Below are 15878 nucleotides of genomic sequence, written 5' to 3'. Positions count from 1 at the left end.
GTCTTGGCTACAAAACAGCTTTAGAGGCACTTTTAGATGAGGTTGAATAAAAGTTGCACTTTTTCTTGCAATTTATCCCTTTTAAAATCGATAATGTTTACTAACGGCCCGTCCCATACAGTACTTGCTAGCACTCAGTTCGCTACCGTTGATGGTATCCAGCATGTCCTTGATGTAGGAGAGCAAAAAGCCGTTATACTTGACTTCGAGAACTACTAAGCCAGGATCCAAGAGATAATTTTGGATCAAATCCTCTGAAAAAATATCATAGGAGGCTTCTGTCCCGACGATATGATGATCAAAAGTAATCCGAATGTTATTTTCCTTGGCAACAAAGGCCTTGCGCTGGTATTCAATCACCGTCTTGGGTCGATAGCACTGCTCCATCATGCGGATATAGCATTCGCTGGCAAAGTCGTCCGGATAGCTAAGCAAGACCGAGGTGTCGCCCCTAATCAGGGTCCTGGCGTCCTCTTTGGACATTTTGAGGGACCTCTTTTTTTGGTTGGCCCCTTGCTTTTGCTTCATCTCTAATTTGGCAAAATTGCTGCCACTGCCATAGTTTCTGAGGCGAATTTTCCGCCTCAATTCAACCCCGTCTTCTTTTTCTTGCCAGTCTACATCCTCTAGAGAATCAAAGTAAAGAGAACGGATATGATAACCGTCCCCCGAACTATGTGAATCTAAGTGGATGATTTTTTCAAAAAATTGTGATAATCGATAGTAATCTTCAATGGTAATTAAGTATTTTTTCTCCTGTCGCAGGACTTCCTTCATACCAAGACTCCTTTACTTTATAGGTATTTCTTAAGTTTTTGAAATGAAATAAGCAAGATAAAAAGTGGTTTTTACGCAAAATAAGACGCATATATTTTAACTGTCTAAAAATGCTTATATGAAAACTAGTTTTAAATTAACTTTATTGTAGACCAATCCAGGCCCCTTGTCAAGGTCACTTTTAATTTCTTTACAAGAAACATATACAAAATATGGAAGAAATATGCAAAATTTTTCATTTTGTTTCCCCTTGATTTTTATAATTTTTTGACCTATCTAGTAATTTTCCCAAAGAAAAAGGAGGGGGATAGAAGACTTCCTGTTCAGGAATCGTTCGTAATCCCACTCTCCTACTAGCTATTTAGCTTCATTTGGAGCTTGAAAAAACGAAGGTCCAAGCCTAAAAGCTAGCAGACCTTCTACTTATTGCTCATTCATTTAAAAAACTAGGAGCTTTCATCTAGTCTCCTTCTTACTTTTATTTTAATCTAAACACAGCAGCCTATATTCATCGATTTGCAAATCTTAATAAATAATTCTTTCTTTTTTCTTCTAGTAAGTTCCCTAGCGCTTCTGACTAGCTAAAAATTCGCTTTTGACTTCCTCTAAGCGCTCTAGTTGGTGGCATTGGGGAATGAGATACCCCAGAAAATAAGGCGAGGCGATAAAGCGAGGGATTACCTTACAGATATATTGGTCCTCTTGTTCATAAAAGAAAAGATTGTAGGACTGGCAGCGCCCTTGGAAATAGTCCCTTAGCAAAAAAAGAGTGACCCGCTTGGTCATCAGAGCCAAGAGATCAATTCGCTCCTTGGGAGCACGGACATTAAATTCGGAATACCCCATAATCGGATTCAAGGAGATATTAAACTCAGCCGAATCCTGACTTTGAGGCACAACCACCAAGCCCTCAAAGTAGAGGTCTTCCAGCTTGGCCTGGGCATCAATCGCGTCCAGACCAACAATTTGCATGTGGGGGTGACGGAGGCTGCCGCCTGATAAGGGGCCGAAATTTTTAAAGAGGCAAACACTTTTATAGTCTCCCTGCTCCTTTAACTCCTGCCACTTAGCAATACTATAGTCAAATAAGGAGACGACATAATCATCTTGATAGTTGGAGACATCTCCCAGATGCTCGGGACTCTCAATAATCAGGGTCTGATAGGCGTTTTCTAAGGTAGGATACTTATTTTCCAACCAGAGGAAGCTACCTCTCTCATCTAAAATCTTCCCCAAATTATCCTTGACACAAAAGGGACAAGCATCTTGGTTGCTGGGCTTTTCCTTAGCGATATAGGGATTAAAAATTAGGTTTCTATCTTTTTTAGTCATGGTCCTCTTCTGCTTCTTCAGCCTCTAACTTGCTGATTTGATAATTTAGATATTGTTCTTCTTCGTCAAAGTAGTACTTGGTTGATTCCAAAGTTTCATCGTTTTCTTGGTTTAAGAGGGCCGTTTCCTGACTCATTTTAACCATATTATTTAAGTTTTGCTCAAACTCTTTATCGCCTCTGCGTCTGGCCTCATCGATAAAGGCATCACGAAAGGCCACAACAAAACCATGGACCTGTTGCTGGCGGAGCTTTGACTCTTGAGAGATTCTTTCTAATTCTTTCACATGATCCTTATATTGGTCCAGGATTTTCTTATTGCGCCGAAATTTTCTTAGTTTTCTTTGACCTTCTTGATCCAGCATAGCTCCTCCTTTGCATCTAGCCTTCTTTGACTATTATTATAACATAGAATGAAAAACTCCCCAAGTCGAAAAGAGACTGAGGAGCTTTTACTATTCTTTTGCTTAGCCGACAATGGCCTCAGCGATTTCTTCCTTACTGATACCTGCAAAGTAGCGACTGATATCTAGTGAGGCCAGGGCCGATAGCACATCTTCGCGCTCATACTTCTGACCACGCAGTACATCTTCTACCGCTGCTACATCTTCAATTCCAAAGAAGTCACCATAAATCTTGATGCCTTCAATCTTAGAGTTAACAACGTTGGCGTAGATTTCAACCTTACCGCTTGGAAATTTAGTCCCCCGCTTGATGTTGTAGTCTGGCGATTTTCCATAGTTCCAATCCCAGTTACCAAATTTCTTGGCCTGATTCTCCTTGATTTGAGCAATTTCCTCTTCAGAAAGGACATACTCGGTCATCTCAGGATATTCCTTTTTCATGTAATCAAGCAGGAGGTCACGAAACTCTTCAACTGTGATTTTCTCTGGCAATTCATCAACGATATTGGTCACTCGAGCCCGAACCGACTTGACCCCCTTAGACTCAATCTTGTCCTTAGACACCTTGAGGGCTTTTGAAAGGACAGACAAGTCAACATCAAAGAGCAGGCAACCATGGTGCATGATGCGACCATTGATATAGGCTTGGGCATTACCGCAGAATTTTTTACCATCAATTTCCAAGTCATTACGGCCTGTAAATTTAGCCTTAACTCCTAGTTCTTCCAGGGTTTTAATCACAGGAGTTGAGAAACTCTTGAAGTCGAAGGCCTTGTCTTCATTCTCACGTGAGATAATGGTATAGTTGAGGTTATTATAATCGTGATAAACCGCACCCCCACCAGAAATCCGCCTAACGACTTCGATGCCGTTTTCCCGCACAAAGTCTCGGTTAATTTCCTGGATGGTGTTTTGATGGCGACCAACGATAATGGATGGTTTGTTAATCCAAAGAAGGAAAATCATATCCTCATCGAGGAGTTGCTTGAAAGCAAACTCCTCAAGAGCAATATTATAGGCAGTTTCATTGCTATTATTGATAATGTACTTCATTTTAATCTCCAATTCTTTCTTCTTGCAGACCGATAATCCACAAATGGCCCTTTTGAGCTTTTCTAACTTTTTCTGAGCGAAAGCCAGAGTTCTTACAGGTATGATAGAGCCTTGAAAAAAGAGTTTACATATATTTGTTTATGTAAACTCATCTCATTTTACTTGCTAATCTTATTTCCGTTTTGGCGGATTGTGAATAGCCTCTCCAACGGTATCTAAAATAGCTTCATAAAAGACTTCAGAGAAGGTTGGGTGGCCATGGATAGACTGAGCAACTTCATCCACCGTTAATTCCATTTTCAGAATGGTAGCCGCTTCGTTGATAATTTCAGCTGCTGCCGGTCCAATGATGTGCACCCCTAGGATTTCGTGATATTTAGGCTCAGAGATAACCTTGACAAATCCTTCTGCTTCATTTGATGCAATAGCCCGACCATTTCCAGTAAAGCTATTCTTACCAACCAAAATCTCACCGTATTGCTCGCGAGCTTGCTCTTCTGTCAAACCAACCATGGCTACTTCTGGGTGGGTATAAACAGCAGCTGGCGTAAATTCGAGATGCGCTTCGCGATGATTGCCCTGTAGAGCATTTTCAGCAGCGATTTCTCCCATCCGATAAGCAGCATGAGCTAACATTTTAGTACCATTGACATCACCTGGTGCGTAAATACCTGGTACAGAAGTTTCTTGATAAGCGTCCACCTTAATGCGACCCCGATCCATTTCAAGTTCCAGTTTTTCAAGACCATCCAGTTGCGGAACACGTCCGATTGAAAGCAGGGCTTTCTCAGCTACAACTTCTTGACCGTCAGCAAGCTTCAAGGTCAACTGGTTGCCATTTTCAACGATTTCTTGCAGAGAAGTTGAAGTCAAGAACTTCATACCGTGTTTCTTAGCTAAAATGCGTTGCAATTCTAGGGAGACTTCCTTATCCATAGCAGGGATAATTCGGTCAGCCATTTCAATAACTGTAACTTCTGTACCGTAAGAGGCATAAACCAAACCAAGCTCAACTCCGACAACACCACCACCAATAACGGCTAGTGATTTAGGGATTTCACGCAAGTCAAGAATGTCGTCAGATGTTAAAACAAGTGAAGATTCAATTCCTGGAATATTGATTCGAGAAACCTTTGAACCGGTCGCAAGGATAATCTTCCGTCCCTTAATCACCCGGTCACCGATGACAACTGTCTTGTCTGGATTTACTTGACCAAATCCATTGATAACCTCAACTTTATTGGCTTTAAGGAGACCACGAACTCCACCAGTCAGGGTTTTCACAACGCTGTTCTTGAAGTCAACTGTCTTATCCATGTCGATGCTGTAATTAGTTGAGGCTAGGTTGATGCCACGTCCAGCAGCAATTTTTAGACTATCAAGAATTTCCGCATTTTTAAGATAGGTTTTGGTTGGAATGCAACCCTTATTCAAGCAAGTTCCACCAAATTCTGTTTTCTCAACAATGGCGATTTTACCACCGAGCTGGGCACCACGAATAGCGGCATAATAACCAGCAGGTCCACCACCGACAACTACAAAATCGTATTCATCATCTGCGAGTGGCTCTTTCTTAGCCGCCACTTCAGCGATGGCCTCTTGTGATGGCGCTTCAGGAGCAGATACTGATTGACCGTCGGCCGCTACAACCGGCTGATTAGCTGCTGCTGAGGTATCGACCTGCTCGCCTTCTTCACCAAGGTAACCGATAACCTCTGTAACAGGAACGGTCTCTCCGTCGCCTTTTAAAATCGCAATCAAGTAGCCGTCTTCTTCAGCTTCAAGCTCCATGCTGACCTTATCTGTCATAATTTCCAGGAGAATTTCGCCCTCTTTGACAAAATCTCCTACTTTTTTATTCCATTGGACGATTTGACCTTCGGTCATATCAACACCAGCTTTGGGCATAATAACTTCTAATGCCATGATTTCTCCTCTGTTTATTTTCTTCTTTACTTATTATTCTATAGTTTTTAGACTATTAAATCAACAATTCCATTGGGTTTTCCAAAGTGTGCTTCAAATCAACCATGAATTTAGCCCCATTCATTCCGTCGACCACACGGTGGTCAATGGTCAAGGTCAACTTCATAATCGGACGAATAACGATTTCCCCGTCAACAACCACTGGTTTTTGATGAGTTGCTGCCACACCGAGAATGGCTGAGTTTGGTTGGTTGATGATTGGATTGAAGGAGTCAATTCCAAACATTCCCAAGTTAGAGATAGAGAAGGTTGAACCAGACATTTGATCCGGTTTCAACTTACCTGCCTGGGTTGCCTTAATCAAGCTTTTTGATTCAGTGACAAACTCTGACAAACTCATCTTGTCAGCATCCTTAACAACAGGTACCAAGAGTCCCTCATCAAGCCCAACAGCAATTCCTAGGTTGACATATTTGTGAACCGTGATTTCTGTTCCCTCTGGATTGAGGCTGGAATTGATAAATTTATGCTCTGGTTTCATGAGATTACGAACGACCGCTAGCCCAATCAAGTCGGTAAAGGTTACCTTGTTACCCGTTTTATCCATGATTGGATCCAGAACTTGCTTCCGAAGTGCGATTAGATTGGTCATATCGACTTCATAATTCAAGGCAAATACTGGCGCCTTGAGGTAACTTTCGGTCATGCGCTGGGCAATCACCTTACGCATTGGAGACATTGGGATTTTTTCAAGGTTTGTATCTTCTTCTGCCACTGGTGCAGGCTCAGCTACTGGAGCTGCTGGTTTTTCCTCTTCCAATAAAGCAAGAACATCCCGTTTTTTGATTTTACCATTCACGCCTGAACCAGTCACTAGGGCCAAGTCAACCCCTAAGTCTTCTGCTATTTTCTTAGCTAATGGAGTAATTTTCACTGTATTTGTCGCCTTATAATTTTCTACATCATCTTTATGAATGCGTCCTTTGGCTCCGCTACCAGTCACGCTAGAAAGTTCAATTCCCAAGCTATCTGCTAGCTTACGAGCCGCTGGAGTCGCTCTTAACTTATCATCAGTCATGGCTTCTCCTTAGTCTTTATTAACAGTTTTACGAATGGCTTCCTTAATGCTATCAACCGTTGGAATCATAGCGTTCTCAAGATTTTGAGCATAAGGCATAGGTACATCTTCCCCCGCACAACGACGAATTGGCGCGTCCAGATAATCAAAGGCTTCTGATTCAGCAATAATCGCAGAAAGCTCACCGATAAAGCCACTTGTCTTGTGGGCATCATTAACTAAAACAACTTTTCCAGTTTTCTTGACAGAGTTAATGATAATATCTTTATCAAGCGGTACCAAGGTGCGAGGGTCAACAACTTCGACCGAAATCCCCTCTTGAGCCAACTCTTCTGCTGCCTGCATCACACGACGAAGCATTTTTCCATAAGTAACAACGGTTACATCTGTTCCCTCTTTTTTGATTTCTCCCACTCCTAGAGGAATTGTATAGTCAGGGTCTAGAGGAACTTCTCCCTTTTGGTTAAATTCTGACTTGTACTCTAGGATAATGACTGGATTATTGTCCCGAATAGAGGACTTGAGGAGGCCCTTCATATCAGCCGGTGTCCCTGGAGCTACTACCTTAAGTCCTGGGATATGGGTAAACCAAGACTCTAGTGATTGGGAGTGTTGGGCTGCAGAACCGACCCCATTTCCGGCAGCACAACGAATGGTCATTGGTACTTGCCCTTTTCCACCGAACATATAGCGAGTTTTGGCTGCTTGGTTGACAATAGCATCCATGGCAATAACCGAAAAGTCCATAAAGGTCATATCAACAATCGGACGAAGTCCAGTCATAGCAGCTCCTGCTGCTGCACCAGAAATAGCAGCTTCAGAAATAGGACAATCTCGTACTCGTTCTGGACCAAATTCTTCCAGCATACCTACAGAAGTACCGAAGTCTCCACCAAAGACACCTACATCTTCACCCATCAAGAGTACATCGGGATCCTGACGCATCTCCTCAGACATAGCTAGGATAATGGTATCACGAAATGACATTAGTTTTGTTTCCATTAAAAATTTTTCCTCTCGTAATCTTTTTAAAATAAAGCGCTAAATAGGAAGTTGACTTCAATCTTTCCCGGAATTTTTCTTAGAGTTAGAAAGATGAAATCAAGCCCTAGTATTAGTCTGCGTAGATGTCCTCAAAAGCAGACTCTAATGGTGGGAAGGGACTTTCTTCTGCAAATTTAACAGAAGCCTCAACCGCTTCCTTAACATCTGCCTGAATCGCTTCTAATTCTTCAGCGCTTGCGATTTGGTTTTCCACTAGGTACTTGCGAAGGTTTTCAATCGGATCTTTCTTCTTCCATTCATCCACTTCTTCACGCGTCCGGTACTTACCTGGGTCAGATGATGAATGACCCAACCAACGATAGGTCACACTCTCAATCAAGACAGGCCCCTTACCGCTGCGAGCATGCTCAACCGCCTTTTGGAAACCTTCATAAACATCCAAGACATTGTTTCCGTCCTCGATAAACATACCTGGCACACCGTAAGCTGCACTTCTTTCATGGATATGCTCGATGTTGGTCATCTTTTTAATGTCAGCAGAAATACCATAGCCATTATTGATACAGTAGAAAATGACTGGCAAGTTCCAAATAGAGGCCATATTCATGGCTTCGTGGAAGACCCCTTCATTAGTAGCTCCATCACCAAAGAAACAAACTACAATCTTACCAGTCTTGTGCATTTGCTGGGTCAGGGCTGCTCCGACAGCAATTCCCATACCGCCACCAACGATACCGTTAGCTCCCAGATTTCCAGCATCCAGGTCAGCGATATGCATGGAACCACCTTTTCCTTTACAAGTTCCATTATATTTACCTAGGATTTCAGCCATCATTCCATTCAGATCAATCCCCTTGGCCACAGCTTGTCCGTGCCCGCGGTGATTGGAGGTAATTAAATCATCTGGATTTAAAGCCAGCATCGCCCCAACGCTAGCCGCTTCCTCACCAACTGAGAAGTGAGTCATCCCAGGGACCTTCCCCTTTTTAACCAATTGTGCAATTTTCAAATCCATTCGACGGATTTCTTCCATCTTCCTGAACATTTCCAATAATAAAGATTTGTCTAATGTCGCCATGAAAATATAGCCTTTCTATAATTTACCTTTTCAGATATCAGCGAGAAAACGTTTTCTCGCCAACATCATGCTCTTCTATTCTAAAACAATATGAAAACCCTGTCAAAATATTTGCTTATTTTTTTCACAAATTAAAAACTAGTTTACCTTATAGATAAACTAGTTAGCTAATCTTAAACAAAAAATTCACAAACTTTTTAAAGGCTAGTCCTCTGCCTTACGAGCAAAATCAGCAATCATCTGCTCCATTTGCGCCCTATCTGGCGTAGTTAAGAGATAGAGCCAATCCCCTTGCAGTTCGGCAAAGGCGGCTGGCATGCGTTTGATAGTCTTCAGCTGGTCACGGTATTTGTCGAGAACAAAATCTTCCGGATAATAATAGTCCGTCGCATCGCGGCGCGTGGTCGCCAGACAGTAAAGGGGCTCAAACTCTGATGGAGCTAGACCTTCTCCTGCCACGATAGAGGCATAACCCTTGTACAAGTCAATCGAGTGGGCGTAGTTATAAACGTCAATGGTGAAGCCTCCTGCCGGACGATTATTGTACTCAATCGCGATGTAGTCGTCACCTTGACGGAAAAATTCAATATGGAAAAAACGCTCTTTCATCCCGAAAGTTTTCACTATTTTTTCACCATATTCTCTTAGCTTGGGATCCATATCCTTCAAGATATAGTAGGAATTATCCAGCTTATAGAGCATCAAATCAAGAGGGGTGTGGGCATAGTCGAAAGTGGTTGAAAAGACAATATTTCCCTGACTGTCAAGCAGACCATCAAAGGTACAAATCTCGCTGGAATTAACAAACTTCTCCAGGAAATAGACAGTAGTCTGGTCCCATTCTGCCCGAAAGGCTTCCACATCTTCCTTGCTCTCCAGCTTGCAGGTCGCCGCTGCTCCCACTCCATTGTCTGGTTTTGCAATCATGGGTAGGCCAATCTCCTTTAGGGCCTTATCAATGTCTGCTGGCTTTTTAACAACTTGCCCCGGCACCACAGGAACACCCGCCTTGGTGAAATATTTTTTCATCTTGGACTTGTACTTGGTCTTGTCCAAATCTCTAGGCTTGGCACCAAAAACATGAAATTGCTCCCTAAGAGCGGCATCTAGCTCCAGCCAGTGCTCATTATGGGACTCAATCCGATCGATAGGGCCGTGCTTGTAGAAAAGAAAGGCCACAGCCCGCTTGACCTCATCTAGATTTTCTAAATCTTCCACCCGAAAATATTCGCTCAAGGCCTCCCTTAGAGGCGCATCTAGCTGCTCATAAGGCTCTTGACCAATCCCTAAAACCTTGATTCCCTTATTGGCTAGTTCAATAGTGAATTGTTGAAAATTTTGCGGATAATACGGAGAAATAACGAGATAATTCATAGCAACCTCCCTTATAGATTTAATTCATTGAGGAAATAAGGCATTTGTTTCCGCCACCAGACCCAGTCGTGGGAAACATCATGGCCCCACTCAGCAAACCAGGCCGGAATATTCTTTTGATCAAAAGCGGCTTTTAGGGTATAGAAGGAAGGCAGACCGTCCTGCTCCCAAGCACCCAAACCTGTACAAATAATGACATCAGCCTGACGATAGCGATCGATAAACCAGCCGTCATTCTGATTCCAGATATAGTCTGCTGGCGAATTTTGGTAAACCGCCTCATCATGACCAAAGTCTCCAACAAAGAAACGAGCATCATAAACGCCACTTAGGGCAATCACCTTATTAAAGACATCAGGGTGCTGCAAGAAGAAATTGAGGGCATGGTAGGCCCCCATTGAGCAACCTGTGGTCATCATCGGATCAAACCAACCGGTCTTGTGCTTGATAAAAGGAATCGCTTCTTGGATGACATAACGCTCATAGGCCCGGTGCATTTCGGCCCGATCATGCCCATTTTTCCAATTAGCCAGCCAGCTTTCATCATCGACAGTAGACAGGGTGAAAAACTGAATCTTTCCAGCCTCGATAAAGCCTGCACAGGCCTCAATCATTCCAAAATCAGCATATTCATTGTGACTACCACCCGAGGAAGGAAAGACCAGAACAGGAAGCCCTGCGTGCCCATAACGATTGAGGGGCATTTCTCGATTTAACTGACCACTCCAATGACTTAAAAATTCAACATGCATCTCTACTACCTCCATTTACTTAAGAGAAAAAAACAACTCAGACTGATAAAGACTGACACTCAGCAATCCTGCTAGCTTTTCTAAAAAAATTCACCACTTTTCGCCAAAGAATCTGAGACAGGCTGGCAAGTTTTCGGCCCAGGCGATTTCATTGTGCTCAGCTCCCGCCTGAATCCGCAAAAGCAAATTATCAAGGTCCAGGCCTTGAGCGATTAGCTGACGATAGTAAGTCAAAGACGAATCCAGATAGGCCTGCTTGATATTACCAGCCATCAAGGTCTTATCGGTATCATCAGCTTCTTCCGTCCCGACATAGATAAAGACCCTCTGATTAGTCTCTAACTTCTGGCGAGCCAAATAACGATCAAAGGACTCTTGGTGGATCCAGTTGGCCGATGAAAAGACTCCCAAGCAACCAATAGACTCCTGGTATTCAATCCCCATAAACTGGGTGATATTGCCTCCGAGTGAGGACCCCACCATGGCTGTATGGGCCTTGTCGGTCTTGGTCCGATAATGCTGATCGATAAAGGGCTTGACCACCCCCATGACAAACTCGGCATACTCCGTCCCCTTGCCACCAAACTGGACACCGGGAATGTTAGCTTCCTTGTATTTCCAAGCCGAATACTCATTCATGCGGTTAAAGCCATCATTGTCAATGGCTACGACAATCATTCTTTCAATATCTGGATTGCGCTTAATGGTTGGAATGACCTTCCAAGAATGACCGCTAAAGGACTCCTTGCTGTAGAGCACATTTTGCCCATCATGAAAATAGACCACTGGATAGGTCCTTTCCTTGTCCTTGGCATAATTTTTAGGTAATAAAACACGAACCCTTCTTTTTTTCTTAGTATAGGGAACCTCTAGTTCATGACTTTTCATATCAAGATAAAAATAGGCTTTGTTCATTTTCAGAAAACTTTCTATTTTCAAAATTTTTTATTTATTATACCATAAAATCAAGAAAAAAGTTAGGCTTTTCCTAACTTTTTTAAAATTCTTGATAAAATTGTAAGTCTTTTAAGGCTCGCTCAGCAATCTTTTCATAGCGTTCCTTTTTATCACGGATGCGGGGGCCTTCCAACTCCTTGATGATGCCAAAGTTCACATTCATGGGTTGGAAGTGCTTGCTATCGGCGTGGGTGACATAGTGGGGCAGGCTCCCAATGGCTGTGGTCTCTGGGAAGATTAGGGGTTCTTCTTGTTTGAAAAGACGGGCAGCATTGATACCAGCTACCAGACCAGAGGCTGCTGACTCCACATAGCCCTCTACTCCAGTCATCTGGCCGGCAAAAAAGAGGTGGGGAGCCTTTTTAGAGCGAAAGGTCTGGTCCAAGAGTTGGGGAGAGTCCATATAGGAATTACGGTGCATGACCCCGTAACGAACAAACTCTGCCTTTTCTAAACCTGGAATCATTTGAAAGACTCGTTTTTGTTCACCCCATTTGAGATGGGTTTGAAAACCTACTATGTTGTAAAGACTAGCTGCCGCATTGTCCTGCCGTAGTTGAACAACCGCATAAGGGGTCTTGAAATCACCGTCACGCGGCCCTTGATAGTCATCCGGATACTCCAGCCCTACCGGCTTCATGGGACCATAGAGCATGGTCTTGACTCCTCTTTTGGCCATGACCTCAATGGGCATACAACCCTCGAAATACTTCTCCTTTTCAAAGGAATTAAGGGGAGCCTCTTCTGCATTGACCAGGGCCTCATGAAAATCCATAAACTCCTGCTTAGTCATGGGAGCGTTGAGATAGGCAGCCACCCCCTTGTCATAGCGGGATTTAAGATAGACCTTGCTCCGATCGATGCTATTGACATCGATAATTGGTGCTGCTGCATCATAAAAGTAAAAACCGTCGCCGCCATTCAGCTGATGAATTTTTTCAGCCAAGGCATCGCTAGTCAAGGGACCTGTCGCAATCACAGTGATTGTATCTGTCGGAAGCTCTGTCAACTCTTCACGAATCACCTCAATCAAGGGATGCTGGCTCACCTCTTCTGTCACTCTTTGGGCAAAGCTTTCCCTATCCACAGCTAGGGCGCCCCCGGCTGGAACGCGGGTACTTTCAGCCGCCTTCATGATGACAGAACCTAATCTACGCATCTCTTCTTTTAAGAGGCCGACCGCATTGGTCAGCGAGTCCCCCCGAAAAGAATTGGAACAAACCAATTCAGCAAAATCGCTGGTTTTATGCTGGGGTGTTGACTTAACTCCCCGCATTTCATAGAGTTTGACAGGAATACCCCGCCTGGCAATTTGATAAGCCGCTTCGCTCCCTGCCAGACCTGCACCAATCACATTGATATAAGATTGAGACAAAACCAATACCTCTTGCCAGCCATCAAGGACTGGCTCAAATCTTTCTATTTATTTTAAACTTTTGTTATTATAACAAAAAAATAGCCAAAAGACGAGCCAGATAGTTATTGACTGACTTGATTTGTTTCACATAATATAAGTTATGTAAAATACCCTTCTTTCCCTTTCTACTTTGTAGGAAAATGAGAATTGTGCTACAATATAAGAAAAGGATTACGGAGGTTCAATCATGAAGTTTTACACCATTGATAAGCAAGCAGAGTTTGCTGAAACACCCGTCCAAGAATCAGGACGCATCATCCACCACTTGCACCTGGCTGCTGGCAAGGAAGTCCCAGAACACAGTGCCGATGCCCTCGTTACGGTTATCTGTCTGGCAGGAAAGGTAGACTTCTCAACCCGCCAAGAAACCGTCCAGTTGGTCCCAGGCAGTTTTCTAACCATGGAACCCAATGAACTACATAGTTTGGTTGGCCTTGAAGATAGCCATCTCTATGTAATCAAACAACTGCTTTATTAAATACTAAAGAGCTTAGGAAAAGTCATCCCAAGCTCTTTCTTTTTATACTCGAAGAAAATCAAAAATAGCCTAGGCGACGAGACGCAGGCAGTACTTGGGTACGGCAAGTCGAAGTCAACAACAGATAGTTTTGATTTTCAATGAGTATTATTTCACTTTTTCTTCTTCGTAGTCCCCATTGCTACATACGACTTGCTTGCCGCCGCCCCGTACTTTTTTCTCAACCAAATAGTGGTCACATTTAGGGCAATTCCGCCCTACTGGCTTATCCCAAGAGGTAAAGTCACAGTCTGGATAGCGATTGCAGCCATAAAAGAGGCGGTTGCGTTTGGTCTTGCGTTCAATGACCTGACCTTCTTTACACTGCGGACAAGTCACGCCGATTTCCTTGACAATGGCCTGGGTATGGCGACAGTCTGGGAAATTGCTACAAGCGTAAAATTTACCGTAGCGACCCAGCTTAATGACCATAGGGCTACCACAAACTTCACAGTCGAATCCAGCAGGTTCATCCTTAATCTGGATTTTCTCCATTTCCTCTTCAGCCTTGATGACTTCCTTTTCAAAAGGCTTGTAAAAGGCATCGATGACCTTCTGCCACTCTTCTTTTCCGACTTCGACATCATCAAGTTTAGTTTCCATACCGGCCGTAAACTTGACATCGACAATATCTGGGAAAAATTCGACAATCAAGGAGTTAACGATTTGGCCCAATTCAGTTGGCTCAAAGCGCTTGGAAGCCAATTTGACATAGTAGCGCTTTTGGATAGTTTCAATGGTTGGGGCATAGGTTGAGGGCCGTCCTACTCCATTTTCTTCCAAGGTCTTGATAAGGGTTGCTTCCGAATAGCGGGCTGGCGGTTGGGTGAAATGCTGTTCAGGATTGGTATTGACCCGCTTGACCTGGTCGCCCTTTTCCATGTCCGGCAGCATCTTATTCTTATCCGAGTCATTATAAATAGCCAAGTATCCATCAAATTTAATCTGACTACCGTTGGCCGTGAATTGCACGCCGTTTTGACCCAATTTTACACTCATGGTATCAAAGACAGCTGCTGTCATCTGACTGGCCACAAAGCGATTCCAAATCAGGGTATAGAGCTTGAGCTGGTCCTTGTCTAAGTACTTGGCAATAGCCTCAGGCGTATGATGAACACTGGACGGACGAATAGCCTCATGGGCATCTTGAGCTCCAGAAGCATTTTTCATCTTGCTACCGTGCTTGGAGTAGTTTTGACCGAAACGCTCTGTGATAAAGCTCGCAGCTTCATTTGCTGCCACAGGGCTGATACGGGTCGAGTCTGTACGCATATAGGTAATCAAACCTTGCACACCAGAGCCGATATTGATTCCTTCATAGAGCTGTTGGGCCACCATCATGGTCTTACGAGTTCGGAAGTTGATTTTATTAGCCGCATCTTGCTGCATGGAGCTGGTCGTGTAAGGCAGGGGCGCATTGCGCTTGCGCTCCTTTTTATCCACTTGCTCAACCACAAAATCGTTACTGGTCAGCTGGGCCAAGACTTCCTTGACTTGCTCATTGCTCGATAGCTTGACCTTCTTGCCATTGAGACCGTAAAAGCTAGCTTGAAATTGCTTGTTGCCCTTTTTAAAGGTCCCATCAATCGTCCAATATTCTTCTGGTTTAAAGGCATTGATTTCATTTTCACGGTCAATAATCAACTTGAGCGCAACGGATTGGACCCGTCCGGCAGACAAGCCCTTTTTGACCTTCTTCCAGAGAATAGGGGAAATAGAATAACCCACAATTCGGTCCAAGACCCGCCGCGCCTGCTGGGCATCAACCAAGTCCATGTCAATTTGCCTCGGTTCCTTGAAGGCATTCTTTACTGCATCCTTGGTAATTTCGTTAAAGACCACTCGATTTTTGTCCTGGGCATCTAAGTTTAAGATGTGGGCCAGATGCCAAGAAATAGCCTCTCCTTCGCGGTCCGGGTCACTTGCTAGAAAGACTTGTTTGGCCTTCTTGGCCTCTTTTTTCAAGTCGTTGATAAGCGGTCCCTTACCACGAATATTGATATACTCTGGCTGGTAATTATTATCAAAATCAATCGACATGGTTGATTTTTTCAAATCACGAATATGACCAACACTGGCCAGGACCTTATAGTTTCTTCCTAAATATTTTTCAATTGTTTTTGCCTTAGCAGGCGATTCTACAATCACAAGGTTTTTCTTGCTTGCAGTTTTTTTCTTTGTTTTTGTTACCAATATCTACACCTCAAAA

The 15878-nt window shown here is 43.5% G+C and carries 13 protein-coding genes and 1 pseudogene; 1 reads left to right on the top strand and 13 read right to left on the bottom strand.

The features are described 5' to 3' along the window. Nucleotides 1-81 precede the first annotated feature (81 nt). From C4K46_RS04965 to trmFO, 12 genes and pseudogenes are all read right to left on the bottom strand, one after another. A complete protein-coding gene (locus C4K46_RS04965; protein WP_209627770.1) occupies nucleotides 82-777 on the bottom strand; it encodes a polyphosphate polymerase domain-containing protein in 696 nt (231 codons plus the stop codon). 564 nt (nucleotides 778-1341) lie between these two features. Next, nucleotides 1342-2109, bottom strand: coding sequence for a DUF4931 domain-containing protein (locus C4K46_RS04960; RefSeq protein WP_209627769.1), 768 nt, complete (start codon nucleotides 2107-2109; stop codon nucleotides 1342-1344). Further along, nucleotides 2102-2473: a hypothetical protein gene (locus C4K46_RS04955; protein WP_209627768.1), complete on the bottom strand. Its 372-nt coding sequence runs from the start codon at nucleotides 2471-2473 to the stop codon at nucleotides 2102-2104. The genes C4K46_RS04960 and C4K46_RS04955 overlap by 8 nt, the downstream gene beginning before the upstream one ends. Before the next feature lie 102 nt (nucleotides 2474-2575). Next, a complete protein-coding gene (locus C4K46_RS04950; protein ID WP_209627767.1) occupies nucleotides 2576-3565 on the bottom strand; it encodes a lipoate--protein ligase in 990 nt (329 codons plus the stop codon). 171 nt (nucleotides 3566-3736) lie between these two features. Next, on the bottom strand, nucleotides 3737-5491 hold the full coding sequence (gene lpdA, locus C4K46_RS04945) for a dihydrolipoyl dehydrogenase (RefSeq protein WP_209627766.1): 1755 nt from the start codon (nucleotides 5489-5491) through the stop codon (nucleotides 3737-3739). A gap of 55 nt (nucleotides 5492-5546) precedes the next feature. Next, a pseudogene (locus C4K46_RS04940) lies at nucleotides 5547-6557 on the bottom strand (dihydrolipoamide acetyltransferase); the annotation flags it as partial. Between the two features lie 21 nt (nucleotides 6558-6578). Beyond that, on the bottom strand, nucleotides 6579-7571 hold the full coding sequence (locus C4K46_RS04935; RefSeq protein WP_209627764.1) for an alpha-ketoacid dehydrogenase subunit beta: 993 nt from the start codon (nucleotides 7569-7571) through the stop codon (nucleotides 6579-6581). A 112-nt stretch (nucleotides 7572-7683) separates the two neighbouring features. After that, nucleotides 7684-8652 carry a thiamine pyrophosphate-dependent dehydrogenase E1 component subunit alpha gene (locus C4K46_RS04930; protein ID WP_209627763.1) on the bottom strand — a complete coding sequence of 323 codons (969 nt, stop codon included), beginning with the start codon at nucleotides 8650-8652 and terminating at the stop codon, nucleotides 7684-7686. A gap of 204 nt (nucleotides 8653-8856) precedes the next feature. Next, nucleotides 8857-10026: an ATP-grasp domain-containing protein gene (locus tag C4K46_RS04925; protein WP_209627762.1), complete on the bottom strand. Its 1170-nt coding sequence runs from the start codon at nucleotides 10024-10026 to the stop codon at nucleotides 8857-8859. Nucleotides 10027-10037: 11 nt separating this feature from the next. Continuing rightward, nucleotides 10038-10778 carry an esterase family protein gene (locus C4K46_RS04920; protein WP_209627761.1) on the bottom strand — a complete coding sequence of 247 codons (741 nt, stop codon included), beginning with the start codon at nucleotides 10776-10778 and terminating at the stop codon, nucleotides 10038-10040. A 90-nt stretch (nucleotides 10779-10868) separates the two neighbouring features. Beyond that, a complete protein-coding gene (locus tag C4K46_RS04915; protein WP_209627760.1) occupies nucleotides 10869-11693 on the bottom strand; it encodes an alpha/beta hydrolase in 825 nt (274 codons plus the stop codon). An 82-nt stretch (nucleotides 11694-11775) separates the two neighbouring features. Beyond that, nucleotides 11776-13110, bottom strand: a complete 1335-nt coding sequence (trmFO, locus tag C4K46_RS04910) for a methylenetetrahydrofolate--tRNA-(uracil(54)-C(5))-methyltransferase (FADH(2)-oxidizing) TrmFO (RefSeq protein WP_209627759.1) — start codon at nucleotides 13108-13110, stop codon at nucleotides 11776-11778. Between the two features lie 229 nt (nucleotides 13111-13339). Between trmFO and C4K46_RS04905 the strand changes: the two genes are divergently transcribed. Continuing rightward, nucleotides 13340-13630: an AraC family ligand binding domain-containing protein gene (locus C4K46_RS04905; RefSeq protein ID WP_209627758.1), complete on the top strand. Its 291-nt coding sequence runs from the start codon at nucleotides 13340-13342 to the stop codon at nucleotides 13628-13630. 147 nt (nucleotides 13631-13777) lie between these two features. On the opposite strand, the gene topA is transcribed toward C4K46_RS04905, so the two are convergent. Continuing rightward, nucleotides 13778-15862, bottom strand: coding sequence for a type I DNA topoisomerase (topA, locus tag C4K46_RS04900; RefSeq protein WP_209627757.1), 2085 nt, complete (start codon nucleotides 15860-15862; stop codon nucleotides 13778-13780). Nucleotides 15863-15878 lie beyond the last annotated feature (16 nt).

Source organism: Streptococcus oricebi (genome assembly GCF_017883985.1).
Lineage (GTDB): Bacteria > Bacillota > Bacilli > Lactobacillales > Streptococcaceae > Streptococcus > Streptococcus oricebi.
Note: the sequence above shows the minus strand (reverse complement) of the source record. Positions and strands in the feature narration are given on the sequence as shown.

Excerpts from the sequence above, each read along its gene's own strand:
- C4K46_RS04965 (WP_209627770.1), bottom strand. The coding sequence starts at position 777 with ATGAAGGAAGTCCTGCGACAGGAGAAAAAATACTTAATTACCATTGAA.
- C4K46_RS04960 (WP_209627769.1), bottom strand. The coding sequence starts at position 2,109 with ATGACTAAAAAAGATAGAAACCTAATTTTTAATCCCTATATCGCTAAG.
- C4K46_RS04955 (WP_209627768.1), bottom strand. The coding sequence starts at position 2,473 with ATGCTGGATCAAGAAGGTCAAAGAAAACTAAGAAAATTTCGGCGCAAT.
- C4K46_RS04950 (WP_209627767.1), bottom strand. The coding sequence starts at position 3,565 with ATGAAGTACATTATCAATAATAGCAATGAAACTGCCTATAATATTGCT.
- lpdA (WP_209627766.1), bottom strand. The coding sequence starts at position 5,491 with ATGGCATTAGAAGTTATTATGCCCAAAGCTGGTGTTGATATGACCGAA.
- C4K46_RS04935 (WP_209627764.1), bottom strand. The coding sequence starts at position 7,571 with ATGGAAACAAAACTAATGTCATTTCGTGATACCATTATCCTAGCTATG.
- C4K46_RS04930 (WP_209627763.1), bottom strand. The coding sequence starts at position 8,652 with ATGGCGACATTAGACAAATCTTTATTATTGGAAATGTTCAGGAAGATG.
- C4K46_RS04925 (WP_209627762.1), bottom strand. The coding sequence starts at position 10,026 with ATGAATTATCTCGTTATTTCTCCGTATTATCCGCAAAATTTTCAACAA.
- C4K46_RS04920 (WP_209627761.1), bottom strand. The coding sequence starts at position 10,778 with ATGCATGTTGAATTTTTAAGTCATTGGAGTGGTCAGTTAAATCGAGAA.
- C4K46_RS04915 (WP_209627760.1), bottom strand. The coding sequence starts at position 11,693 with ATGAACAAAGCCTATTTTTATCTTGATATGAAAAGTCATGAACTAGAG.
- C4K46_RS04905 (WP_209627758.1), top strand. The coding sequence starts at position 13,340 with ATGAAGTTTTACACCATTGATAAGCAAGCAGAGTTTGCTGAAACACCC.